This window comes from Pseudomonas sp. HY13-MNA-CIBAN-0226 (assembly GCF_040310305.1).
Classification (GTDB): Bacteria; Pseudomonadota; Gammaproteobacteria; order Pseudomonadales; family Pseudomonadaceae; genus Aquipseudomonas; species Aquipseudomonas gregormendelii.
In genome coordinates this window covers 233556-258150 of sequence record NZ_JBEOPS010000004.1, presented here as the reverse complement: position 1 = coordinate 258150, position 24595 = coordinate 233556, and the positions used below count along the sequence as shown (strand labels likewise).

The 24595-nt window shown below is 62.3% G+C and carries 17 protein-coding genes, 1 pseudogene and 2 riboswitches; of the genes and pseudogenes, 9 read left to right on the top strand and 9 right to left on the bottom strand.

The genetic code is table 11. The features are described 5' to 3' along the window. Positions 1-5: 5 nt before the first annotated feature. Positions 6-197, bottom strand: coding sequence for a CbtB domain-containing protein (locus AAEZ05_RS06560; protein WP_045057575.1), 192 nt, complete (start codon positions 195-197; stop codon positions 6-8). A gap of 119 nt (positions 198-316) precedes the next feature. Next, positions 317-545: riboswitch (cobalamin riboswitch) on the bottom strand. 192 nt (positions 546-737) lie between these two features. Further along, positions 738-951, top strand: a riboswitch (cobalamin riboswitch). 100 nt (positions 952-1051) lie between these two features. Here AAEZ05_RS06560 and cobW point away from each other — a divergent pair. The 4 genes from cobW to AAEZ05_RS06540 all read left to right on the top strand — a co-directional run bounded on the left by cobW (position 1052) and on the right by AAEZ05_RS06540 (position 7663). Beyond that, complete coding sequence (gene cobW, locus AAEZ05_RS06555; RefSeq protein WP_045057574.1) at positions 1052-2113, top strand: cobalamin biosynthesis protein CobW; 1062 nt, start codon at positions 1052-1054, stop codon at positions 2111-2113. A 3-nt stretch (positions 2114-2116) separates the two neighbouring features. Continuing rightward, on the top strand, positions 2117-5926 hold the full coding sequence (gene cobN, locus AAEZ05_RS06550) for a cobaltochelatase subunit CobN (protein ID WP_350646834.1): 3810 nt from the start codon (positions 2117-2119) through the stop codon (positions 5924-5926). A gap of 73 nt (positions 5927-5999) precedes the next feature. Further along, a complete protein-coding gene (locus AAEZ05_RS06545) occupies positions 6000-6998 on the top strand; it encodes a magnesium chelatase ATPase subunit I (protein ID WP_045057572.1) in 999 nt (332 codons plus the stop codon). Next, on the top strand, positions 6923-7663 hold the full coding sequence (locus tag AAEZ05_RS06540) for a vWA domain-containing protein (protein ID WP_205892845.1): 741 nt from the start codon (positions 6923-6925) through the stop codon (positions 7661-7663). The genes AAEZ05_RS06545 and AAEZ05_RS06540 overlap by 76 nt, the downstream gene beginning before the upstream one ends. 126 nt (positions 7664-7789) lie before the next feature. Here AAEZ05_RS06540 and poxB read toward each other — a convergent pair whose 3' ends face one another. Together poxB and AAEZ05_RS06530 are read right to left on the bottom strand one after the other, a co-directional pair. Beyond that, positions 7790-9514 (bottom strand): ubiquinone-dependent pyruvate dehydrogenase, encoded by a 1725-nt coding sequence (gene poxB, locus AAEZ05_RS06535; protein WP_045057571.1) that lies wholly within the window; start codon positions 9512-9514, stop codon positions 7790-7792. 85 nt (positions 9515-9599) lie between these two features. Further along, positions 9600-11147 carry an MFS transporter gene (locus AAEZ05_RS06530; protein ID WP_045057570.1) on the bottom strand — a complete coding sequence of 516 codons (1548 nt, stop codon included), beginning with the start codon at positions 11145-11147 and terminating at the stop codon, positions 9600-9602. 103 nt (positions 11148-11250) lie between these two features. On the opposite strand from AAEZ05_RS06530, the gene AAEZ05_RS06525 reads away from it, so the two are divergent. The 4 genes from AAEZ05_RS06525 (at position 11251) to AAEZ05_RS06505 (ending at position 15867) form a co-directional block, all read left to right on the top strand. Beyond that, on the top strand, positions 11251-12147 hold the full coding sequence (locus AAEZ05_RS06525) for a LysR family transcriptional regulator (RefSeq protein WP_045057569.1): 897 nt from the start codon (positions 11251-11253) through the stop codon (positions 12145-12147). A 324-nt stretch (positions 12148-12471) separates the two neighbouring features. Beyond that, positions 12472-14031 (top strand): TerC family protein, encoded by a 1560-nt coding sequence (locus AAEZ05_RS06515; RefSeq protein ID WP_045057568.1) that lies wholly within the window; start codon positions 12472-12474, stop codon positions 14029-14031. 169 nt (positions 14032-14200) lie between these two features. Then, the gene (locus AAEZ05_RS06510; RefSeq protein ID WP_045057567.1) at positions 14201-14590 is read left to right on the top strand and encodes a RidA family protein; all 390 of its coding nucleotides are present in this window, start codon (positions 14201-14203) and stop codon (positions 14588-14590) included. Positions 14591-14649: 59 nt separating this feature from the next. After that, the gene (locus AAEZ05_RS06505; protein WP_045057566.1) at positions 14650-15867 is read left to right on the top strand and encodes an amino acid deaminase; all 1218 of its coding nucleotides are present in this window, start codon (positions 14650-14652) and stop codon (positions 15865-15867) included. Between the two features lie 59 nt (positions 15868-15926). On the opposite strand, the gene AAEZ05_RS06500 is transcribed toward AAEZ05_RS06505, so the two are convergent. Together AAEZ05_RS06500 and AAEZ05_RS06495 are read right to left on the bottom strand one after the other, a co-directional pair. Further along, on the bottom strand, positions 15927-16202 hold the full coding sequence (locus AAEZ05_RS06500; protein WP_007898282.1) for a peptidylprolyl isomerase: 276 nt from the start codon (positions 16200-16202) through the stop codon (positions 15927-15929). Between the two features lie 66 nt (positions 16203-16268). Beyond that, complete coding sequence (locus AAEZ05_RS06495; protein WP_045057565.1) at positions 16269-18806, bottom strand: PAS domain-containing hybrid sensor histidine kinase/response regulator; 2538 nt, start codon at positions 18804-18806, stop codon at positions 16269-16271. Between the two features lie 119 nt (positions 18807-18925). Between AAEZ05_RS06495 and AAEZ05_RS06490 the strand changes: the two genes are divergently transcribed. Beyond that, positions 18926-20035, top strand: coding sequence for a PilT/PilU family type 4a pilus ATPase (locus AAEZ05_RS06490; RefSeq protein WP_045057628.1), 1110 nt, complete (start codon positions 18926-18928; stop codon positions 20033-20035). Between the two features lie 63 nt (positions 20036-20098). Here the strand turns inward: AAEZ05_RS06490 and AAEZ05_RS06485 are convergent. From AAEZ05_RS06485 to AAEZ05_RS06470, 4 genes and pseudogenes are all read right to left on the bottom strand, one after another. After that, positions 20099-20176 (bottom strand): annotated as a pseudogene (locus tag AAEZ05_RS06485) (outer membrane lipoprotein carrier protein LolA); the annotation flags it as partial. A 29-nt stretch (positions 20177-20205) separates the two neighbouring features. Continuing rightward, on the bottom strand, positions 20206-22161 hold the full coding sequence (locus tag AAEZ05_RS06480; protein WP_205892840.1) for an acetoacetate--CoA ligase: 1956 nt from the start codon (positions 22159-22161) through the stop codon (positions 20206-20208). 100 nt (positions 22162-22261) lie between these two features. Beyond that, positions 22262-23035 carry a 3-hydroxybutyrate dehydrogenase gene (locus tag AAEZ05_RS06475; protein WP_045057563.1) on the bottom strand — a complete coding sequence of 258 codons (774 nt, stop codon included), beginning with the start codon at positions 23033-23035 and terminating at the stop codon, positions 22262-22264. A gap of 7 nt (positions 23036-23042) precedes the next feature. Next, on the bottom strand, positions 23043-24434 hold the full coding sequence (locus AAEZ05_RS06470; RefSeq protein WP_350646833.1) for a GntP family permease: 1392 nt from the start codon (positions 24432-24434) through the stop codon (positions 23043-23045). Positions 24435-24595: the final 161 nt, after the last annotated feature.

Here is a 24595-nt window from a genome sequence, read left to right as displayed (position 1 = left end):
AGGTCTCAGTGGCACGGGAACGCGGAGCTGTGACGGGTATCGTGCGCCGCGTTGTGCACCGCCTCAATGTGCGAGAAACCGGCGAAATACACCAGGCCGGCGCCCAGGATCGACGCGAAAACAGCGGCGGTCAGGCGTTGGGTCAGGGTCGTGGTACTGCTGGTGGTACGGCTACCGGTGGTGCTGATGGTCGACATGGCGCTTCCCTCTGGTCTGTCAGCGGGGTTATGGAGCGCATGGAAAACTCCTGCGAACGGGCACGCCGAAGCTCAAACAGCGCCCGCCCACCGCGGGTTTGTTGGTCAGCGAACCTGATGTTCGCCATGCGTTGCGGGCCGGTCTCCGGGCTCGCGAGGGGTGCGGGCTTGCGCCTGTACCTGCAAGAGTCGCCTTCCCATGCCGTACTGCTGGCACAGTGGATCTGACTCTTCGCTCGCTTACCGTTGCGGGGGCAGCACCGGACTGACATGAGCTTCTAGTAAAGCACATGATTCACCGGTTTCCCGTTTCACCCTGTGAAGGGCACCCGTAACAAGTTGCGTAGGAGAGCATGAGGCGGGGTTTGGCGTCAATTGGCAGAGGTTCTCAATTGGGGGTCGGCCCCGGTAGGAGCTGCCGGAGGCTGCGATCTTTTGATCTGGCTGTTTGACAGACACAATCAACTGATCGCAACCTTCGGCAGCTCCTGCAGGGGATAGCGTTTACCGCAGGAGCATTGACCCGCCCCGATACCATGCGTAGCCTTGCGCTTTCGAGGTTCTTCGGCGTTGGCCGAAGCTAAGAAGGGAACGCGGTCAATGCCGCGGCTGCCCCCGCAACTGTGAACGGTGATGTTCGCTGCCACGCCACTGCAAGCCCTGTACAACGGGTTCGCGGGAAGGCGCAGCGAATGCCAGGCTGCATGCCCGGCACGCCGTCAGCCAGGAGACCTGCCTCGATACAGATTCTCACTACAACCGGGCGGGGTGATCCGGTGGCGAACTCTCCCGCGCGCGCTTCAGTCGCAGCGATTGTCGTCCCGTATGCCCGCCACCTTGCCAAAGGGCATCCGATGAAAACACTGGCCAAACTTCCCGTCACCATCGTTACCGGCTTCCTTGGCTCGGGCAAGACCACCTTGCTGCGGCACATGCTCGACAACGCCCAGGGCCGGCGCATCGCGGTCATCGTCAACGAATTTGGCGAACTGGGTATCGATGGCGAAATCCTCAAGCAGTGCTCCATCGGTTGCACTGAAGAAGAAGCCAGCGGCCGCGTCTATGAACTGGCCAACGGATGCCTGTGCTGCACCGTCCAGGAAGAGTTCTTCCCGGTGATGCGCGAGTTGGTGGCCCGTCGCGCCGACCTCGACCACATCCTGATTGAAACCTCCGGGCTGGCCCTGCCCAAGCCCCTGGTGCAAGCCTTCCAGTGGCCGGAAATCCGCAGCGCCTGCACCGTCGACGCCGTGATCACCGTGGTCGACAGTCCGGCCGTGGCGGCGGGCACCTTTGCTGCGTTCCCTGACCAGGTTGACGCCCAGCGCAAACTCGACCCGAACCTGGATCACGAATCGCCACTGCACGAACTGTTCGCCGACCAGTTGGCCAGCGCCGACCTGGTCATCCTCAACAAGGCCGACCTGATCAGCCCGCAAGACCTGGCCCGGGTGCGCCTGGAAGTCGCCGAGGAACTGCCGCCGGCGGTCAAGGTCATCGAAGCCAGTAGCGGTCGTGTGCCCCTGGACGTGCTGATTGGCCTGGGTGCCGGTTCCGAAGAACACATCGACAGCCGTCACAGCCATCACGATCATCACCACGAAGGTGAAGACGATCACGATCACGACGCCTTCGATTCGATCTCCATCGAACTGCCCCAGGCGGATGAAAGCCTGCTGCTGGACGCCCTGACGCAACTGGTAGTCAAGCACGGCATCCTTCGGGTCAAGGGTTTCGCAGCTATTGCGAACAAACCGATGCGCCTGCTGATCCAAGGCGTGGGCACGCGTTTCGACAAGCATTTCGACCGTCAGTGGGGCGCCGATGAAGCGCGCACCACCCGCCTGGTGCTGATCGGCCAGGAGCTGGACGCCGCCCAACTCGAAGCACAACTGCGCGCCGCGCTCAGCGTATAAGCCATGCACCTGCTCAGGACCCAGCCCGGCGGTTTCGTTTCGGATGACAATATTGCCGATCTTGGACAGACCCCTGCTGAGCTGGTGATCCTGTGCAGCGGCGACTCCAGCCTGGCGTTGCTCGCCGAAGCCGCGCAACAGTTGCCCGACGACTATCCAAGCGTGCGCCTGGCCAACCCGATGCAGGTGCAGAATCATGCCTCGGTCGACCTGTATGTCGATGAAGTGCTACGCCATGCCAAGGTGATTCTGATCTCGCTGCACGGCGGCATCGCCTATTGGCGTTATGGCGTCGAGCGCCTGGTGCAATTGTCCGAACGTGGCGTGCAACTGATTCTGGTGCCAGGCGATGACCGTCCCGACCCGGAACTCAGCGACCTCAGTACCGTGGGCGCCGAAGACCGCGACCGGCTCTGGCAGTTTCTACGCCAGGGCGGTCTGGGCAATGCCCTGGATTTCTTTCGCTGCCTGGCCAGTCGTTGGCTGGAACGCGACTACCCCTGGGCGGAGCCGCAGGCTTTGCCGCGCACGGCGATCTACCATCCGCAGCGAAGCCCAGCTGTACTAGCCGATTGGCAAGCCGACTGGCAGGCCGGGCAGCCCGTGGCCGCCGTGCTGTTTTATCGCTCGCACCTGCAGGCGGCCAATACCGCCTTCATCGATATTTTCTGCCAGCGCCTGCAGGCGGCTGGGTTGAACCCGCTGCCGATTGCCGTGGCCAGCCTGAAAGAACCCGGCTGCCTGGCGGTGGTCGAGGACTGGCTGGACGAAGTCAGCGCCTCGGTAATTCTCAACACTACCGGCTTTGCCCAGTCGAGTCCCGAAGCGCCGCATATCCGGCCGTTTCGCCGCAATATTCCGGTGATCCAGGCCATTTGCGCCCAGGATAACGAGGCCGGTTGGCAAGCCAGCGACCAGGGTCTCGGCCCGCGGGACCTGGCCATGCACATTGCGCTGCCGGAACTGGACGGGCGGATCATCAGCCGACCGATCAGCTTCAAGGACCTGGCGTGGCGCAGCGAGCGCAGCCAGTCGGACGTGGTGTGCTACCGCGCGCAGCCCGAACGAATGGATTTCGTCGCTGAACTGGCGCGGAGTTGGACCGATCTGGCCCGAGTACCCAACCGCGAAAAACGCATTGCGCTGATCCTGGCCAACTACCCGACCCGCGATGGTCGCATCGGCAATGGCGTCGGGCTCGATACGCCGGCGGCGGCGCTGAATATCCTGCGCGCGCTGCGCCAGGAAGGTTATCCGCTGCCGGATCAACTGCCGGAAAGCGGCACCGCGCTGATCCAGCAACTGCTCGGCGGCGTCAGCAACGACCTCGACACTATTGATCAGCGTCCATGCCAGCAAAGCCTCGGGCTGGATGACTACCTGGCGAGTTTCAACGCGCTGCCTGAGGCCAACCGGCTGGCCGTGCTGCAGCGTTGGGGGGCGCCAGAAAAGGATCCGATGTTCCGCAGCGGCCGGATGATGATCGCCGGCCTGCGTTTTGGCCTGACCTTTGTCGGCATTCAACCGGCTCGGGGGTATCAGGTTGACCCTAGCGCGGTGTACCACGACCCGGACCTGGTGCCGCCGCACGGCTATCTCGCGTTCTATTTCTGGTTGCGCAACACCTACGGTGCCCACGGTGTGATTCACGTCGGCAAGCATGGCAACCTCGAATGGCTTCCGGGCAAGGGTGTCGGGCTGTCGCAGCATTGCTGGCCGGATGCGCTGCTCGGGCCGTTGCCGAACATCTATCCCTTCATCGTCAATGACCCGGGCGAGGGCGCCCAAGCCAAGCGGCGCACCCAGGCCGTGATCATCGATCACCTGATGCCGCCGCTGACCCGCGCCGAAACCTATGGCCCGCTGCGCAACCTGGAGCTGCTCGCCGACGAGTACTACGATGCGCAGCTGCTCGACCCCCGTCGGGCGCGGGAGCTGCAGCGCGACATCCTGCAACTGGTGCGCGACAGCCATATCGACCGAGAGCTGCAGCTGGACGAACAGCTGGACAGTGATGCCGACGCGGCCATCTGGCTGCCGCGCCTGGACACTTATCTGTGTGATCTGAAGGAGTCGCAGATCCGCGACGGCCTGCACATCTTCGGCGAGTCGCCGAGCGGTCGGCTGCGCATCGACACCTTGCTGGCGTTGCTGCGTATTCCTCGTGGCGATGGACGCGGTGCCCAGTCGAGCGTGCTGCGGGCGCTGGCGAAGGCGTTCGAATTGGGCTTTGATCCGCTGGACTGTGCATTGGCCGAGCCGTGGACCGGGCCGCGTCCCATTGAACTGCAATCCATCAATGATGATACATGGCGCACGGCGGGCGACACCCGCGAACGCCTGGAACTGTTCGCCACGCAACTGATCGAGCAAACCACCTGTGGGAGCGCAGTGTCAGCCAAACTTGATTTGCCTGACACACCGTATTCGCTCCCGCAAGGTGAGAACTGGGCGCAAGTGTCGGCCATCCTCGACCACCTGCGCGAAGCCGTCGCCCCCCGCCTGGACGCTTGCGGCCCGGCAGAGATGCGCGGTCTGCTCGATGCGTTGAACGGCCGCTTCGTCCCTGCCGGCCCAAGCGGTGCACCCAGCCGGGGACGACTGGACGTGCTGCCCACGGGCCGCAACTTCTATTCGGTGGACGTACGCAACCTGCCGACCACCACCGCCTGGCGCATCGGCTTCCAGTCGGCCAACCTGATCCTTGAACGCCATCTGCAAGACCACGGCGATCACCTGCGCCAGATCGGCCTGTCGGTTTGGGGCACCGCGACCATGCGCACCGGTGGCGACGATATCGCCCAGGCGATGGCCTTGATGGGCGTGCGGCCGGTGTGGGCCACCGGCAGTCAGCGGGTTGACGACTTTGAAATTTTGCCAGTGAGCCTGCTGGACCGCCCACGGGTGGACGTCACGTTGCGGGTGTCCGGGTTCTTCCGCGACGCGTTCGCCAATCTGATCCGGCTGTTCGATGCCGCCGTGCAAGCGGTTGCCGAACTCGACGAGCCCGACGACCTCAATCCACTGGCTGCCAAGGTGCGTGCCGAGCGGGAAACCCTGTTGCTGGCGGGGCTTGACCAGGAGGCTGCGCGCCGCCAGGCCGGGTGGCGGATTTTCGGGGCGAAACCGGGGGCCTATGGTGCTGGCGTGCAGGGCGCGGTTGAGGGTCGCTTGTGGCAGAGCCGCGAAGACCTGGCCGAGGTTTACCTCAACTGGGGCGGCTACGCCTATGGCGGTTCAGACGAAGGAACGGCTGCCCGGGAACAGTTCGCCCAGCGCCTGAGTCAGGTCCAGGCCGTGGTGCAAAACCAGGACAACCGTGAGCACGATTTGCTCGATTCCAACGACTACTATCAGTTCCAGGGCGGTATGCTCGCTGCCGTCGAAAGCCTGAGCGGGGAAGCGGCGGCCAGTTATCACGGCGATCACAGCCAGCCCGACCTGCCGAAAATCCGCACCCTCAAGGAAGAACTCAACCGGGTTATTCGCTCCCGCGCAGCCAATCCCAAGTGGATCGACGGGGTGAAGCGCCACGGTTATAAAGGCGCGTTCGAAATGGCGGCGACGGTCGACAACCTGTTCGCCTTCGACGCCACCACGCAGTTGATTGACGATCACCAGTACGCGTTGCTCGCCGATGCTTACCTGCTGGACCCGGCGACCCGCGAGTTTGTGCGCGAGCACAATCCCCATGCCCTGCGCGACATGACCGAGCGCATGCTCGAGGCGCAGCAGCGCGGCATGTGGAAAGAGCCCGGCGAGTACCAGGAGGCGCTGGAGAATCTGCTGCTGGACATTGAAGAAGATACTTGAGACTGCAATTACCCCCCTGTAGGAGTGAGCCTGCTCGCGATACTGCGACCATGACCATGACCGAGACTGACTAATGACTGAAACACCGCATTTTCCTTTATCCGCCGTGGTCGGCGCCGACGATCTGAAGCTCGCCCTGTGCCTCACCGCCATCGACCCGAAGATCGGCGGCGTGTTGATCGAAGGCCCCCGAGGTATGGCCAAGTCCACCCTGGCCCGGGGCCTGGCGGACCTGCTCGCCAGCGGCCTGTTCGTCACGCTGCCGCTGGGTGCGACAGAAGAGCGCCTGGTCGGTACCCTCGATCTTGATGCGGCACTGAATGAAGGCCGCGCGCGATTTTCGCCAGGCGTCCTGGCCAAGGCCGACGGCGGCGTATTGTATGTCGATGAAGTCAACCTGCTGCCCGATCACCTGGTGGACCTGTTGCTCGACGTGGCGGCCAGCGGCATCAACCTGATAGAACGCGATGGCATCTCCCATCGGCATTCGGCGAAATTCGTCCTGATCGGCACCATGAACCCTGAAGAAGGTGAGCTGCGTCCGCAGTTGCTCGATCGCTTCGGCCTGAACGTTGCGCTCGGTGGCCACACTGTACCCACCGAACGCGGCGAAATCATTCGCCGGCGCCTGGCGTTTGATCATGATCCCGCGGCGTTTTGCGCCGAATGGGAAGCCGCCCAGCACGCCTTGCGCGAGCGTTGTGAGCAGGCCCGGAGTGTACTGGCCAGCATTCCTCTGGATGACCAGGCCTTGGGCAAAATCACTGAGCGCTGCTTCGCTGCCGGCGTCGATGGCTTGCGCGCTGATCTCGTCTGGTTGCGTGCCGCCCGGGCCCACGCGGCCTGGCGCGGTGCACAAGGGATAGGCGAAGAAGATATTGAAGCGGTTGCCGAGTTCGCCTTGCGCCATCGTCGGCGCGAACACACACCACCCGCGCCGCAAGCCAGCCAGCCACCCACAAGCCAAGGTTCGCAGCCAGGGGAAGGGCAGGGCCAATGGGGCGAAATGCCCGCCCAGGCACTGCCGACTGGCGCTCGCCGCGAAGTGCCGAGCTGGCCAAAAAAGCCCTAGGCATTCGCCCTCGATCTGCAGCGGGGGCGAATGCCAAAGCCCGCGCCGGACATCTCGACAGCGGCAAGCAAGGCCCGCAGCGGGTGACGCGCGAAGGTTCGGTCAACTGGCCAGGCACCTTGCTCAATGGGCGACCGCGCCAGCGTGATGACTTGCAATTTCAGGCACGCACTCGCTCGCCCCATGAACTGTGGCTGGTGATCGTCGACGCCTCTGCGTCCACTCGTCGCCACCAGGCACTGAGTGATGCCAAGGGTTTGCTCGCGCAGGTGTTCGATGACGCCTATCGCCAGCGTGCGCGGCTGGCGTTGCTGACCGCCAGCGGTACGACCCCGAGCTGGCAGGTACAAGGTTTAAAGGCGTCCAGCGGTTTGCACGCCTGGCTGGATCAATTGGGTGCCGGAGGCGGCACACCTTTGCTGGCAGCACTGTCCGAGGCGGAACAATGGCTGGCTACGCGGCAAAAGCGCTTGCCCGCCGAGCAACAGCGGCTATTGCTAGTCACCGATGGGCGGTTGAAGGAGTGGCCGATACTGTCGTCGCTCAAGTGCCCCGGGCTGCTGATCGACATAGAGCGCGGCCCGATTCGCTTGGCACGAGCGAAGCAATTGGCCGCAGAGTTAACCATCGACTACCGCCACATCGACGAACTTGTCCCCCTGTAGGAGCTGCCGAGAGAAACGAGGCTGCGATCTTTTAATCTCGTGGCCTTTACCGGTTCATCCCGCAACCCCGTGTCATCGTTTACGACCATCGCTGGCAAGCCAGCTCCTACAGGACGTAACCGGCCCTCAACGAAACAGATTAGTCCGCGCCAACTCGATCACCTCATCCCCACGCCCGCTCATCACCGCCTTGAGCATGTACAAACTGAAACCCTTGGCCTGCTCCAGTTTGATGGTCGGCGGCATGGCCAGTTCCTGGGTTGCGGTCACCACGTCCACCAGTACCGGCCCGTCATGCGCCAGCGCCCGACGCAATGCCGCGTCCAGATCTTCGCTGGCCTCGACGCGAATCCCGAGGATGCCCATCGCGTTGGCCATCGCCGCGAAATCCGGATTGTGCAGGTCGGTGCCCGTATCCAGCAGCCCGCTGGACTTCATTTCCATCGCGACAAAGCCCAGGGAGGCGTTGTCATAGACGATGATTTTCACTGGCAACCTGAGTTGCGCCAGGGAAATGAAATCCCCCATCAGCATGCTGAAACCACCGTCACCCGACAGGGAAATCACCTGGCGGTCAGGGAAGGCTGCCTGTGCGCCGATCGCTTGCGGCATCGCGTTGGCCATAGAACCGTGGTTGAAGGAGCCGAGCAGGCGCCGTTGGCCATTCATCTTCAGGTAGCGTGCAGCCCACACCGTTGGCGTGCCGACGTCAGCCGTGAAGATCGCGTCTTCATCCGCCAGTTCACTGAGCAGGCGGGTCAGGTACTGCGGGTGGATCGGACGCCCTGGCGCCGACGGCTGGGCCAGGTCATCCAGGCCCTGACGGGCTTTTGCGTAGTGCTTGAGTGATGACTCCAGGAAGCTTCGATCAGCCCGATAGGGCAGGCGTGGCAACAGGGCCGCGAGCGTCTCGCTGACGTCGGCGACTATGCCCAGGTCCAGGGCCGTGCGCCGCCCGAGGGCCTGCGGGTCGTGGTCGATCTGGATGATGGTTGCGTCGGTGGGATAGAACTGGCGATAGGGAAAGTCGGTGCCGAGCATCACCAGGGTGTCGCAGTTGAGCATGGCGTGGTAACCGGAGCTGAAACCGATCAGGCCGGTCATGCCTACGTCGAACGGGTTGTCCCACTCCACGTGTTCCTTGCCGCGCAAGGCATGCACCACTGGCGCGCCAAGGGCGTCGGCCAAGGCCACCACCTGATCATGGGCGCCCGCGCAGCCGGCTCCGCACATCAGGGTAACGGCCTTGCTTTGGCTCAATAGCTCGACCAGTCGATCGAGGTCATGGGGCGCCGGCAGGATGCGGGGTTGGGCGAGCGCGGGCCAGGGCTTGAAGGCGTCGTCAACTTCCTGCAACGCCACGTCACCGGGAATCACCACCACCGCCACGCCGCGGTTGAGGATTGCGCTGCGCATCGCCCGGTGCAGCACCTGGGGCATCTGCGCCGGGTTGCTCACCAGTTCGACGAAATGGCTGCACTCCTTGAACAGTTCCTGGGGATGGGTTTCCTGAAAGTAATTAAGGCCGACCTCCGACGATGGGATCTGGGCGGCAATTGCCAGCACTGGCACGTGGTTCCTGTGGCAGTCGAACAACCCGTTGATCAAATGCAGATTACCCGGCCCGCAACTGCCGGCGCACACCGCCAGTTCGCCAGTGACCGCCGCGTCGGCACCGGCGGCGAAGGCGGCGACCTCCTCATGGCGCACGTGCATCCACTCGATACTGTCCATGGTGCGCAGCGCTTCGGTCAGGCCGTTGAGGCTGTCGCCCGTCAGGCCCCAGATGCGCTTGACGCCGGCCTGTTCAAGGGTGGTTGCCAGTAGCTGGGCAAGGGTGATTTTCGCCATGGGGTACTCCGTTTTCCAAAAATCGAGCGATGAATTGTTCTCGGGTTAAAAGAGGACAACTCAATGCCGGTCATGACTCCCCTGTTTATTTCGCGCTCAGGGACAAGCCGCTCTGCACCGGAATCGGATGACGCATCAAGGTGCCGACTGCCAGCGCGCCCAATCCCGCCAACAGCCCGGCAACCAGCAGTAACAAGCTGAAGCCACTGATGAATGCTTGCCGGGCCAGAGGCTCCACCAACGTGCGAGCGGCCTCGGGCAGCAGGCTCATGGCTGCGGGCATGTCCCCGGCGACCACTCGCGAGCTGATACCTTGAGTGTGCTCCAGCCATTGCGGACCCTGGTTCGTCAGTTCGGCGTGCAACACCTGCGAGGAGTGGCTCGTCAGCAGGGCACCGTACACGCCGATTGCCAGGACGATGGCGCTGAAGCGCATGGTGGTGCTCATGCCCGATGCCATCCCCGTGCGTTCGCGGGGCACGCACGCCATGATGTTTTTCTGGGTGTCGCCATTGAGTAATCCGGCCCCGGCGCCGGTGACTGCAATCGCCAGGGCGAAGGGCAGGTAGCTGGCGCTGCTGACCGCCAACGCACTCAACAGGTTGCCGCTGGCGACCAGGGCCAGCCCGGTCGCCATCAACGTGCCTGGCGTAAATTTAGTGGCCAGGCGTGCACCGACCTTCGGGAAAATCAGCATGGTCGCAGCAAACGGCAACATGCCCAGGCCCGAACTTATGGCAGATAAGCCGAGGCCGTTTTGCAGATAGAACGGTAGCAGCGTCATCATTACCTGGGCGCAACCAGCGTAGGCGAACATGCCGAGCAGGGCGCCGATAAACCGCGGATGGCGGAGCAGCTGCAGGTCGACCATCGGCCTTTGCTGCATGCGCTCGATGAGCACAAACGCCCCCATCAATAAAGCGCCGCCGATGAGCCGGGCGTAGGTCAGCGGATTGCTCCAGCCAATGCGGTTGGCCTCGATCAGCCCCCAGATCAGGCACAGCAGGCTGGCACTGAAGGCCAGGCTCCCCCAAGGGTCCAGACGAGCGGACTGCGGGTCGCGCGATTCGGGAACAGCGCGCCACACCATCACCATCAGGAACGCTCCCACCGGCAGATTGAGGTAGAAAATCCAGCGCCAGCCAATGGTTTCCGTGATCAGCCCGCCGAGGGTCGGTGCGGCTGTCATCGCCACGCCCATGCAGGCACCCCAGAACGCCCAGGCCTTGGCCCGTTCGACCTCATCGTGAAATGTATGGCCGATGGACGCCAGGGCCGAGGTCAGCAGCAGCGCTGCGCCAACGCCCTTGATCGCCCGCGCGATGTCCAGGACCAAAGCGCTGGGTGCGGCCCCGCAACCGATAGAGGCCAGGATAAAAATGCCCAGGCCCCACAGGAGGGTTTTCTGTCGGCCGAATCGGTCGGCAATACTGCCCGCCGGCAGCAACAAGGCGGCGAACGCCAGCATGTAGGCGCTGACTACCCATTCGATGTCGGCAAAATTGGCACCCAGGTCGCGGGCAATGGTGGGCAAGGTGACGGCGACGATGTTGGTGTCGAGGACGATCAGTGAGCAAACGCCTGAGGCTGTAAGTAACGTCAGGCGTGGGCTGACCCGGGGTTTGACGAGCATGGCGGTTGTTCTCTAGGGTGGGAGTCGTTCAAGCTTATGGCTGCCAGCTACTGTCCGCGTTAGGCGAGCACCATGACTTCGTTACCTTTGAGCTAATACGCCTATGGATATCCGTCATTTTCGTTATTTCCTGGCCGTCGCCCGTCAGCGCAACTTCACCCGCGCCGCCGAGCAACTGGGTATCGCACCGCCGACTCTGAGCCGGCAGATCCAGGACATGGAAAGCGAACTCGGCACCCGGCTGTTTAACCGCCATCAACGTGACGTCAGCCTGACCGAGGCCGGCGTCGCGCTGATGCCCGAGGCGGACGCTGCCGTGCGCCAGTTTGAGGCGGCGCAGAATAATGCCCGGCGTGCCGGCCGCGGGGACATCGGCCACATTGAATTGGGATATGTGGCCTCGGCAGTCTATTCCGGGCTCCTGCAAAAACAGGTGCAGGCCTTCACTCGCGAGTATCCGGACGTCAGCGTGAGTGTGTGCGAAAGCCCGATGGCCGCCCTACCGGCGATGGTCCTGGATGGACGATATGACGTCGGTTACGTGCGCTCGCCCATGACGTTGCCGGACGGCCTGGAAGCTGTACGCCTGGATGCCGAAGGTTTTGTCCTGGCGGTGTCGGGCGAGTCATGGCTAAGCCGGTTGCCGATGATCAGCCCGAGGCAACTGCAGGATGAGACCTTTATTCTGCCCGAGCAGATCAGCGGTACGTTGCAGGTGGCTGCCGAGGGCGGCTTTGCGCCAAAACTGGGGGCCCAACCGGGTGGATTGGTGGCGGTGCTGGCGCTGGTGTCCCTGGGGCAGGGCGTGGCCGTAGTGCCGGAATCGGTGGTCGGCCATGTGGGTTTGCCCGGTGTCTGGTATCGGCAGATTGACGGCTGTGAGGCGAGTTCGTGGTTGTCCTTGATCTATCGGCGGTTTGAAAAGTCTGCGGCGGTGGGCCGGTACATCGAGCAGATTCGTTGCAGGAGCGAGCTTGCTCGCGATGGTCGTCAACGATAGCGCGGCAAGCCTGTCACCCTGCAGCGCCCTCAGGTTTTTCGCGAGCAAGCTCGCTCCTACAGATTTTGTAATGATTTCCATGTGTAGGAAAAATAGGATTCCGCTGTACGCTTGGAATCCTTATTTTCCCGCAGGAATTGCATGAACACCCTCTCGGAGCCTCCCAGTTACCCGATCGCCCGGCGCCGCCGCGCAGTCTTGATGCACGCGAAGCACCCAGTCTTCCGCCCCCAGATATCCATTTCCCAAGTATTTTCACGGCCTGTGCGGCGCGCTTTGCCGTGCCTGGCATTCTGAATCAACTGAAGAGGTAGAGAGATTTTCATGGAATGGATTGCTGATCCCACCGCGTGGCTGGGCCTGTTGACCCTGATTGTGCTGGAACTGGTACTGGGTATCGATAACCTGGTGTTTATCGCGATTCTGGCGGACAAACTGCCCCCCGAGCAGCGCGACCGCGCCCGGCTCATCGGTTTGTCCCTGGCGTTGTTGATGCGCCTGGGCCTGCTGGCCAGTATTTCCTGGCTGGTGACCCTGACGCAGCCGCTGTTCGAGGTGTTCGACAAGAGCTTCTCCGGCCGCGACCTGATCATGTTGTTCGGTGGTGTATTCCTGCTGTTCAAGGCCACCATGGAACTGCACGAGCGGCTCGAGGGCCATGTCGGCGAGCGCACGTCCAATACGGCGTACGCGATGTTCTGGCCAATCGTGGCGCAGATCGTCGTGCTCGACGCGGTGTTCTCCCTGGACGCGGTGATCACCGCCGTGGGTATGGTTGATGAACTGGCGGTGATGATGATCGCCGTGATCATTTCCATTGGCCTGATGATCGTCGCCAGCAAGCCGCTGACCCGCTTCGTCAACGCGCACCCGACAGTGATCATGCTGTGCCTGGGCTTCCTGATGATGATCGGCTTCGCGCTGACCGCCGAAGGCTTGGGCTTCCATATTCCGAAAGGCTACCTGTACGCGGCCATCGGCTTCTCGATCCTGATCGAGGTCTTTAACCAGATCGCACGCGCTCGTCGCAAACGCTCGGTGCAGGGCGTGCGGCCGATTCGCGAACGCACCGCGCATGCCGTGATGCGTTTGCTGGGCGGGCGCACGCTGGCAGCGGAGGAGGTCGACGACGAGATCGCCGACCTGCTGGACAATGGCGAGGCACCGAGTGAAGCGCTATTCGACCGGCGCGAGCGGGTGATGATCAGCGGTGTATTGCAGTTGGCCGAGCGGCCGATCCGCACCTTGATGACGGTCCGTGCCGACATCGATCACATCGACCTGGCGGATGACGCCGAAGCCATTCGCGCGCGGCTGATGCACTCGTCCTATTCGCGCCTGCCGCTGATTCGCGACGGCGCGGTGGACGAGCCCCTGGGCTTTGTGCACAAGAAGGAATTGCTCAAGGAATACCTGGCCGGCAACGAGCCGGACCTTGAACACCTGGCGCGCAAGACTATCAACCTGCTGGACAGCTATTCGATCCTCAATGCCCTGGAGCAGATGCGCAAGGCCTCGACTCACATTGCCTTCGTGGTCAATGAGTTCGGTGACTTCGTCGGTTTGCTGACCATGACCGACATCCTGGAATCGATTGCCGGTGAGTTGCCTGACGCCAGTGAAATCGAAGGCCCGGACGTGATTGAGGACAATGGCGGGTTCATCGTCAGCGGCGCCTTGAACCTGATGCGGGTGCGCCAGCGCACTGGTTTCGCGGCAGAACCCACCGAGGACTATCAGACCCTGGCCGGCCTGGTGGTGAGTGTGCTGGATCGCCTGCCGGTCATCGGTGACAGTCATGAGTGGGACGGCTGGCGGATGACCGTGATGGCCGTTGAGGAGCGCCGGGTGACGCGCGTGTTGCTGGTGCCTCGCAGCGTTTAATCTTGCCGGGCCCTTGAAGGCCTCATTGCAAGCAGGCTCGCTCCCGCAGATTTTGTGATCGATCACAATTTCCTGTAGGAGCGAGCCTGCTTGCGATTTAATCTCTCAGCTGGCGCACGTTCAGAATCGGCGCACCCAGCACCCAGCATCCAGACCAGGAGAAATACCCATGAGCATCACTCGATACGGCACCGGCAGCACTGCAGGCGGCGGCCAGCCGCGGCCCTTCGCCCGCGCCGTGGAGGCCGATGGCTGGCTGTACGTGTCTGGCCAGGTCCCGGCGCTGGATGGCGAGATCATCGTCGGCGGTATCGTCGAGCAGACTCACCAGACCATGAGGAATCTGGTCGCGATCCTCGAAGAGGCCGGTTATGGCCTGAAGGACGTGGTTCGTACCGGTGTGTGGCTGGAAGACCCGCGGGATTTCTGGAGCTTCAACAAGGTGTTTTCCGAGTACTTCAGCCCTGAGCATGCCCCGGCCCGGGCGTGTGTGCAGGCGAACATGATGGTCGACTGCAAGGTTGAGATTGATTGCGTGGCCTACAGGAAAAAAGCCTGAATCGTCACCGAATGCAGGACAGCGGCTGTGTGACGTCGCGAAATCCGAGGAGTTCGACCATGACTACTGCCCCAATCAACGTCGCCGTGGAAAAAGGTGCGGCCTCCACCGGCGCCAGCCTGGTGCGCGACGTCAGCCTGCCGGCCCTGGTTTTGCACCGGGAAGCGCTGGAACACAACATTCGCTGGATGCAGGATTTTGTGCGCAACAGCGGCGCCGAGCTCGCCCCCCATGGCAAAACCAGCATGACGCCGGCTTTGTTTCGCCGCCAACTGGATGCCGGCGCCTGGGGCATTACCCTGGCCAGCGCAACCCAGGCCCGTGCCGGCTACGCCCATGGCGTGCGGCGGATACTCATGGCCAATCAACTGGTCGGCACGCCGAACATGGCGTTGATCGCGGATCTGCTGGCAGACCCGGGCTTTGATTTTCACTGCATGGTCGATCATCCGGATAACGTCGCCGACCTCGGTGGCTACTTCGCCTCGCGCGGTGTGCGCCTGAACGTGATGATCGAATATGGTGTGGTCGGCGGCCGGTGTGGCTGCCGCACGGAACAGGAAGTGCTTGATCTGGCCAAAGCCATCTGTGCGCAACCGGCACTGGCACTGACCGGTATCGAAGGCTACGAAGGTGTGATCCACGGTGATCATGCCGAGAGCGGAATTCGCGCGTTCGCCACCTCCCTGGTGCGCCTGGCGGTCCAGTTGCAGGACAGCGGCGCATTCGCCATCGCCAAGCCGATCATCACGGCCTCGGGGTCGGCCTGGTACGACCTGATTGCCGAATCGTTCGAGGCGCAGAATGCCGCCGGACGCTTTCTCAGTGTGCTGCGTCCTGGCAGCTATGTGGCCCACGACCACGGCATCTACAAAGAGGCGCAGTGCTGCGTGCTCGAGCGTCGCAGCGACTTGCACGAAGGCCTGCGCCCGGCACTGGAAGTCTGGGCCCACGTGCAGTCGCTGCCGGAGCCGGGGTTTGCGGTGATTGCCCTGGGCAAGCGCGACGTCGCCTATGACGCCGGACTGCCGGTCCCGTTGCGGCGTTACCGGCCGGGGGTGGTGCCTGCAGTGGGCGACGACGTGGGTGCCTGCAAAGTGACTGCGGTCATGGACCAGCATGCGTTCATGACCGTGGCGCCCGGGGTTGAACTGCGGGTGGGGGACATCATTTCCTTCGGCACTTCCCATCCATGCCTGACGTTCGACAAGTGGCGGGTAGGGTGTCTGGTGGATGAGCAGTTGAATGTCATCGAGACCATGGAAACCTGTTTTTAACAGTCAAGACCGAGGTGCGGCAATCGCGAGCACGCTTTGCTCCCACAGTGGCCGCAGGATCAATCGCGGTAGAATACCTGCACCAGGTGATAACCGAACTTGCTCTTGATCGGCCCGTGCACCACCCGCAATGGCTTCTTGAAAATCACTGCGTCTATCACCCCGACCATCTGTCCGGGCCGCACTTCACCCAGGTCACCACCGCGTTTGCCGGACGGGCAGGTGGAGTATTTTTTGGCCAGCACATCGAAGGCTTCGCCCTTGGCGATACGCTGTTTGAGCTGCTCGGCTTCTTCCGAGGTTTTCACCAGGATATGGCGGGCTTGAGCTTTCATTGGAAGTACCTTGCAACGGTGGTGGCTGGGCGGGTGCCAGCGCGGGGCGGGCGATTATGCCTCAACTTACCCCGGTTGACCGAGCATCGCGCGAATCTTGTTGGCTAGCAGGTCGATCGAAAACGGCTTGGCCACCATGTCCATCCCTTGCTCGAGAAAACCCTGGCGTTCGGCAGCTTTTTCCGCGTAACCGGTCATGAACAGCACCTTCAGGCCGGGCCGGCGCTGACGGGCGATTTCCGCCAGTTGCCGTCCGTTCATGCCCGGCAGGCCGACATCGGTCACCAGCAGGTCGACCCGCGCGTCCGACTCCAGCAAGGGCAGGGCCTCGATCGCATCCCGAGCCTCATGGGCCTGGTAACCGAGCTCCTTGAGCAGGTTCAGCACCAGCATGCGCACCGCCGGATCATCCTCGACCAGTACCACGGTCTCACCGGCATTGGCCGCCGGCGCTTCGCCTGTGAAGGGCAGCAGGGTGTCTGGCTGCTCCATGTCTTGCAGGCGAGGCAGGTACAGGCGCACGCAGGTGCCCTGGCCCGGCACGCTGTCGATATGGACATGCCCGCCGGACTGCTGGGCAAACCCGTAGATCATCGACAGGCCCAGGCCTGTGCCCTGGCCAATCGGCTTGGTGGTGAAGAACGGGTCGAAGGCCTTGGCCAGTACCGAAGGTGTCATCCCGGTGCCGTTATCGCTGACGGCAATCATCAGGTAATCCCCGGCCTTGAGCGGTTCCAGGGTGTTAATGTCGCTGTCTTCCAGGTAGACATTGGCCGTCTCGATCAGCAGCTCACCGCCGTCCGGCATGGCATCGCGGGCGTTGATCACCAGGTTTAAGAGGGCATTTTCCAGCTGGCTGACGTCGGTGCTGACCGGCCATGCGTCTTCAGTCAGCTGCAGGCGCAGCTCGATGTGATCGCCTTTGGTGCGGCGCAGCAGATCTTCCAGGGAGTGGACCAGGTCGTTGGCGTTCAACGGCTTGCGATCCAGCGACTGGCGTCGGGAGAAGGCCAGCAGGCGGTGGGTCAGGGCGGCGGCGCGGTTGGCCGACGACACGGCCGCTTCGGTGAACCGGCCGATCTCGGCGGCACGCCCGTCAGCGATGTAGCGTTGCATGAGGTCGAGGCTGCCGATGATCCCGGTCAACATGTTGTTGAAGTCATGGGCAATGCCGCCGGTGAGCTGACCCACCGCTTCCATCTTCTGTGCATGGCGCAAGGCGTCTTCGGCGCGTTCGCGTTCAAACATTTCGTTTTGCAGGCGCTGGTTGGTTTCGGCCAGTTGTCGGGTACGGGCGGCCACGCGCTCTTCCAGGGTTTCATTGAGGTTGCGCAGCGCCTCCTCGGTGTTTTTGCGCTCGGTTTCGTCAATCACGAAAATGTAGAAACCGTTCACCGCACCGTCCGCACCATGGCGCGGCAGGTAGTTCATCAGGGCATGCCGGTAGCTGCCGTCACGGTGGCGAGTGTCGATGCCGAAGCAGCAGGTCTTGCCGTTCAGGGCGTCGGCAATGTGCGTGGCGCGCAATGCGTAGGCTTCCTCGCCGAGTACTTCGCGGATCGTGCGCCCGTAAAGTTCCTGGGGCGTGCGGCCGTACCAGTCGAGGTAGGCGGCATTGTTCAGGCGAAAGCGCTCCTCGCGATCCACGTAGCTGATCAGGATCGGCATGGCGTTGATGATCAGCTGCAACTCGGTCTGGCTCTGGCGCAAGGCCTGCTCGGTGTGTTTGCGTTCGGTCAGGTCCAGGGCGGCGCCGAGGAAGCGGATCGGCCGCCCGTGGTGATCCTTGTAACACCGCCCGCGGGCGAACACCCAGCGCACCTGGGCGTCAGCCTGCAGCAGGCGGTATTCCTCGGCGTATTCAGTACCGTGGGTGATAGCGTGCTTGATGCCCCGCGCGACGGTGGCCCGGTCTTCAGGGTGTACGCCTTGCAGATAGGCGGTGATGGGTAACTGGCTGGACAGCAGCGGGTCGATCCCGTGCAGCTGGGCGAAGTGGGTGTCGGCTATGAAGTGGTCTTCGTTGATGTCCCAGTCCCAGGTGCCAACCGCATCTGTCGCGGCGAGTGCCAGCTGCAGGCGCTCTTCGGTTTCGCGCTGGGCCTTGAGGCTGGCTGCCGAGCGCTGCTCGAGCTCCACGGCAATGCGCCGGCGCTCGTTGGTTTCAATGGCTGTGACCAGGATGCCGGCGACCTGCGCGGCTTCGTCGCGGATCGGGCTGTAGGTCAGGTCCAGCCAGAATTCCGCATCAACGCCGTCACGCTGCAAGATAAAGCGCTGTTCGCTGTAGGTGCGCACCTGGCCTTGCAGCACTGCACTATAGATCGGATTGGTGAAGTCCTTGAGTTCGGGCCAGACCTGATGTGCCGGTTGGCCAAACGCATGGGGATGTTTGCTGCCCGCCAGCAGGGCAAACCCGTCGTTGTAGATCTGCGTGAGGTCTGGCCCCCACATCAACAGCATGGGCATGGGCGAATGAAGCACGATGTCCACGGCGGTTCGCAGGCTTTGCGGCCAGGTGCTGGCAGCGCCCAGCGCACTGCGGCTCCAGTCGGTGCGGGCGATCAAGGCCTGGGCATCGCTGCCGGTCGGTGATGCGTTCATCAAATTGTCCTGCAGTAATGTCGGTCTGGCGGCGTCTATTATGCTTGCAAGGTGGTAGACGCTGGGTGGCCTGTTGGGGTCATACTGTCCAATTGAATGCTTCGCGGGTGTTTTTTGCCATGGAAATCGTTGCACTGTTAACGCTGCTGGCCCGCCGTAACGGCTCCGATCTGTACCTCTCCACAGGCGCGCCGCCCAGCGCCCGGTTCGATGGGATATTGCAGGCACTGGCCGAGCAACCGTTCAAGGCGGGAGAGATCGCCGCCATTGCCGCGTCCATCATGGACGCCGAACAGCGCCTGGAGTTCGATCGGGAGCTGGAGATGAACCTGGCGATCTCGTTGCCGGGGGTGGGGCGCTTTCGCGTCAATATTTTCAAACAGCGTAACGACGTGTCCATCGTCGCGCGCAATATCAAGCTCGACATTCCTCGCTTCGAAGACCTCAACCTGCCAGCGGTGCTACTCGATACCATCATGCTCAAGCAAGGCCTGATGCTGTTCGTAGGCGCCACCGGGTCGGGCAAGTCGACTTCCCTGGCCGCGTTGATCGACTACCGCAATCGCCACAGCAGCGGGCACATCATCACGATCGAGGACCCGGTCGAATATATCCATCGGCACAAGCGTTCTATCATCAACCAGCGCGAAGTGGGGGTCGATACCCGCAGCTTTCACGCCGCGCTGAAGAATACCTTGCGCCAGGCCCCGGACGTGGTACTGATCGGCGAGATCCGCGACCGCGAAACCATGGAGCATGCCCTGGCATTTGCCGACACCGGGCACCTGGTGATTTCCACGCTGCATGCCCACAACGCCAATCAGGCACTGGACCGCATCGTCAATTTCTTCCCGGACGAACGCCGCCCCCAGTTGCTGCATGACCTGGGCAACAACCTCAAGGCGTTTGTTTCCCAGCGCCTGGTGCGCAGCCGTAGTGGCCAGCGTCGGGCCGCGGTAGAAGTGATGCTGGGCACGCCGACCATCGCCGACCTGATCCGGCGCAATGAGCTGGATGAGCTCAAAGGCATCATGGAAAAATCGGCCGAGCAGGGGATGCAGACGTTTGATGGCGCGCTGTTCGGGCTGGTGGTCGAAGGGGCGATCGATGAGGAGGAGGCGTTGAAGCATGCGGATTCAGTGAACAATCTGCGCTTGCGACTGAAGTTGCATGGGGAGGTGACGCCGGGGGCGGCGCCGGCCTCTGGCGAATGGGGGCTGATGGATTGACCTGGGCTAGACGGGCTCATGGACCGATATGGTGTATGTCGGGCTTATGGGTGACATTTTTCATGTAGGAGCGAGCTTGCTCGCGAAAAACCTGAGAACGCTGCGGGGTGTCAGTTTTCCCGTGTCATCGTTGACCACCATCGCGAGCGAGCTCGCTCCTACAACGGCTATCAGTTGTGCAATTCGGGGCGGTTGCGGTATTGCTCCAGCGCCTCGGGATTGGCCAGTGCATCGGTGTTTTTGACCTGCTGCCCATGCACCACATTCCTCACCGCCAACTCCACCACTTTGCCGCTGATGGTGCGAGGAATGTCGGTGACCGCGACAATCTTCTCCGGAACATGCCGTGGCGTGGTATTGGCGCGGATGATCTGGCGGATCTGTTGTTGCAGGCCTTCATCCAGCGACACTCCCTCGCGCAGTTTCACGAACAGCACCACCCGCACATCATCCTGCCACTGTTGACCGATGGCCACGCTGTCCACGACCTGCGGGACTTTTTCGACCTGGCGATAGATCTCTGACGTTCCGATGCGTACACCGCCCGGGTTGAGCACCGCGTCCGACCGGCCGTGGATCATCATTGCGCCATGCACCAGTTGCTCGGCGTAGTCGCCTTGGGCCCACACGCCGGGAAACTGGCTGAAATAGGAGGCCCGCAGTTTCTCGCCATCGGCGTCATGCCACAATCCGATCGGCATCGCCGGAAAATGCCGGGTACACACCAGCTCGCCTTTCTCGCCGATGACCGGATGGCCTTCGTCGTTCCACACTTCAATGGCCATACCCAGGCTCTTGCCCTGCATTTCGCCACGGCGCACCGGCAATAGCGGGTTGCCGATGACGAAGCACGAGACGATGTCGGTGCCCCCAGACATTGAGGCCAGGCACAGGTCGCTCTTGATGTCGCGGTAGACGTAGTCGTAGCTTTGCGGCGACAAGGCCGAGCCCGTGGACAGGAGGGTTTTCAGGCTGCCCAGGTCGTGGCTGTGCCGGGGCTTCAGGCCGCTGCTTTCCAGGGTCGCGAGAAACTTCGGGCTGGTGCCAAAGACGCTGATGCGTTCATCGTCGATCAGGTCGACCAGGCGTTCCGGACCAGGATGGAACGGCGAACCGTCGTACAGCACCACCGCGCTGCCGACCGCCAGGGCCGAGACCAGCCAATTCCACATCATCCAGCCGCAGGTGGTGTAGTAGAACAACCGGTCGCCGACTCCCAGGTCGGCGTGCAGGCCATGTTCTTTCACATGCTGCAGCAGCACGCCACCGGTGCTGTGGATGATGCACTTGGGTACGCCGGTGGTGCCGCTGGAGTAGAGGATGTAGAGCGGGTGCGCGAAAGGCACGGCAATAAAATCAGGCTCGCCACCGACTTCGTAGAAGTCTTCCCACAGGCTGACATTGGCCGGAGTATGGAAGTCGTCGATACGCGCCTGTGGCCGAGCGTAAGGAACAACGATCAGCTGTTGCAAGGACGGCAGCCGTACGAGGATTTCATTGACCTTGACGGTTTGCTCGATGTCCTTGCCGGCGTAGCGGTATCCGGCGCAGGTGATCAGCACTTTTGGTTCGATCTGGCCAAAGCGGTCGATCACGCCCTGGGTGCCAAAGTCAGGTGAGGAGCAGGACCAGATGGCCCCCAGGCTGGTGGTGGCGAGCATCGCCACCAGGGTTTGCCAGGTATTGGGCATGCATGCGGCCACCCGGTCACCCAGGCCGACGCCGGCAGCCTTGAGGCTGTTCTGCAATCCGGCGACGTGTTCACTGAGTTGCGCCCAGGTCAGCTGTTCGCGCTGACCGTTTTCTGCGATGGCGACCACGGCCACCGCATCGTCGCGGCGCCGCAACAGGTGCTCGGCGAAGTTCAGCGTGGCGCCGGGGAACCACTGGGCGCTGGGCATCTGTGCGCCTTCGAGCAGAACGCAGTCCGGTTGCTGGTGAAAGCGGATGTCGAAAAAGTCGACAATGGCTTGCCAGAAGTCCGCGCGCTGATCGATGGACCATTGGTGCAGGGCAGGGTAGTCATCGACATGCAGGTGATGGCGTTGATTGATAAAGCGCCGAAACGCTTCCATGCGTGTCTTGCCAATGCGGTCGGCATCGGGTTGCCAAAGGATGGTGGACATGGCTTGGCCTCTTTTTTTATTTTGAAATCCAATCGCGGGCAAGCCTTGCTCCCACAGGTCTTGCATATAGCCTGAGGGAGCAGACTTTGGCCCTACCTGGCTACTGAGCCAACCACCCACCATCGATATTCCAAGCGGCCCCCCGCACCTGGCTGCCCGCGTCACTGCACAGGAACAGCACCAGTTCACCCAGTTGCGGCGGCGTGACGAACTCCAGGGACGGCTGTTTCTCCGCCAGCAAATCATGCTGCGCCTGCTGCGGGTCAACGCCTTTGGCAATGCGATCATCGATCTGTTTCTGCACCAGCGGCGTCAGCACCCAGCCTGGGCAGATCGCGTTGCAGGTCACCCCGGTGGTCGCGGTTTCGAGGCCGACCACCTTGGTCAAGCCAATGACCCCATGCTTGGCAGCCACATACGCAGCCTTGCCAGTGGAACCCACCTGGCCATGCACCGAGGCGATGTTGATGATCCGCCCCCAGTTCTTCGCGCGCATGCCGGGCAGGCTCAGGCGCGTACTGTGGAACACCGACGAAAGATTGATCGCGATGATCGAATCCCAGCGCTCCACGGGAAAATCCTCCACGGCCGCGACGTGCTGGATGCCGGCATTGTTCACCAGAATGTCGATGCCGCCGAACTCGCGCCCGGCGTAGGCGATCATCTCGGCGATCTGCGATGGATCGCTCACATCAGCCGGATGATGGCCTACCTTGCCGCCAAATTGCTCTACCTGGGTGATCACTGCCGTGGCATCGCCAAAGCCGTTGAGCACCACGTTGGCGCCGGCCTTGGCCAGGCTCAGGGCAATGCCCAGGCCAATGCCGCTGGTGGAACCGGTAACCAGTGCGGTCTTGCCCGAAAGAGTGGTCATGAATACCTCACACAATGCCAGTGGCGTAGAAAGTGCCGATGACCACGAAAACCGCCAGGGTCTTGATCAGCGTAATACAGAAAATGTCTTTGTAAGCTTCCCGGTGCGTCAGGCCGGTAACGGCCAGCAAGGTGATCACCGCGCCGTTGTGCGGCAAGGTGTCCATGCCGCCACTGGCCATGGCGGCCACCCGGTGCAGCACTTCCAGGGGAATGTTGGCGGCATTGGCTGCGCTGATGAATTGTTCTGACATGGCCGCCAGGGCAATGCTCATGCCCCCGGACGCCGAGCCGGTAATCCCCGCGAGCAAGGTCACGGTAACCGCCTCATTGACCAGTGGGTTGGGGATGTTCTTGAGCCAGTCGGCCAATACCAGAAAGCCCGGCAGCGAGGCGATCACTGCGCCAAAACCGTACTCCGATGCAGTGTTCATGGCTGCCAGCAGCGCGCCGCTTACAGCACTTTTACTGCCTTCGGCGAGCTTGCTGCGAATCGCCTTGAAGCCAAATGCCAGAACCATGAGGATGCCGATCAGCAGGGCAGCCTGTACCGCCCAGATCGCCGTGAGCTTGGCGATTTCGGTGGTGACCGGTGCGCTCATGCCCGGCAGGGCGAGGCTATGAGTCTTGCCGTACCACTGGGGAATCCATTGAGTGAACAGCAGGTTCATGACGCCCGCGGCCAAAAGTGGCGACAGGGCGATCCAGGGGTTTGGCAGCTTGATGTCTTCGGCTGTCTCCGGCTCGTTGCGCAGCTCGGTGCCATAGCCTTCGCCCGCGCGCTGGGCCTTGTTGCGCTGGCGCTGCAGGAACAGCATGCCGGCGCACACCACGAATATGGAACCGATCAATCCCAGCCAGGGCGCTGCCCATGCGGTGGTGTTGAAGAAGGTGCTGGGGATGATGTTCTGGATTTGCGGAGTGCCGGGCAGGGCGTCCATGGTGAACGAAAAGGCACCTAGGGCGATGGTTGCCGGGATCAGGCGCTTGGGGATATTGCTCTGGCGGAACATTTCGGCGGCGAACGGGTAGACCGCGAACACCACGACAAACAGCGACACGCCGCCATACGTCAGCAGCCCGCACACCATCACAATCACCAGCATCGCCTGGCGGGTGCCGAGCATGCGGATCGCTGCGGCGACGATAGAGCGCGAAAAGCCGGACAGCTCGATCAGCTTGCCGAACACCGCACCGAGCAGGAATACCGGAAAGTACAGTTTGATGAAACCGACCATTTTTTCCATGAACACGCCGGTGAAGGCAGGTGCAACGGCGGAAGGGTCGGTGAGCAGGACGGCGCCGAGGGCGGCGATAGGGGCGAAGAGGATGACGCTGTAGCCGCGGTAGGCGGCCAGCATTAGCAGCGCCAGGGCTGCCAAGGCGATGATCACACTCATGGTGTGTCTCCTGAATTGTTATTTTTTTGGGTGAGGCTTGGTAGGAGACGCTTTAGCGAGTTTCGTGCCAGTGGTACAACTCATTGAAATATAAGGAAAATGTTGTTTCATTGAGATTGGCGTGAAGGTTTTTGTCTCGGATTGGAGAATTGCTTCGGCTG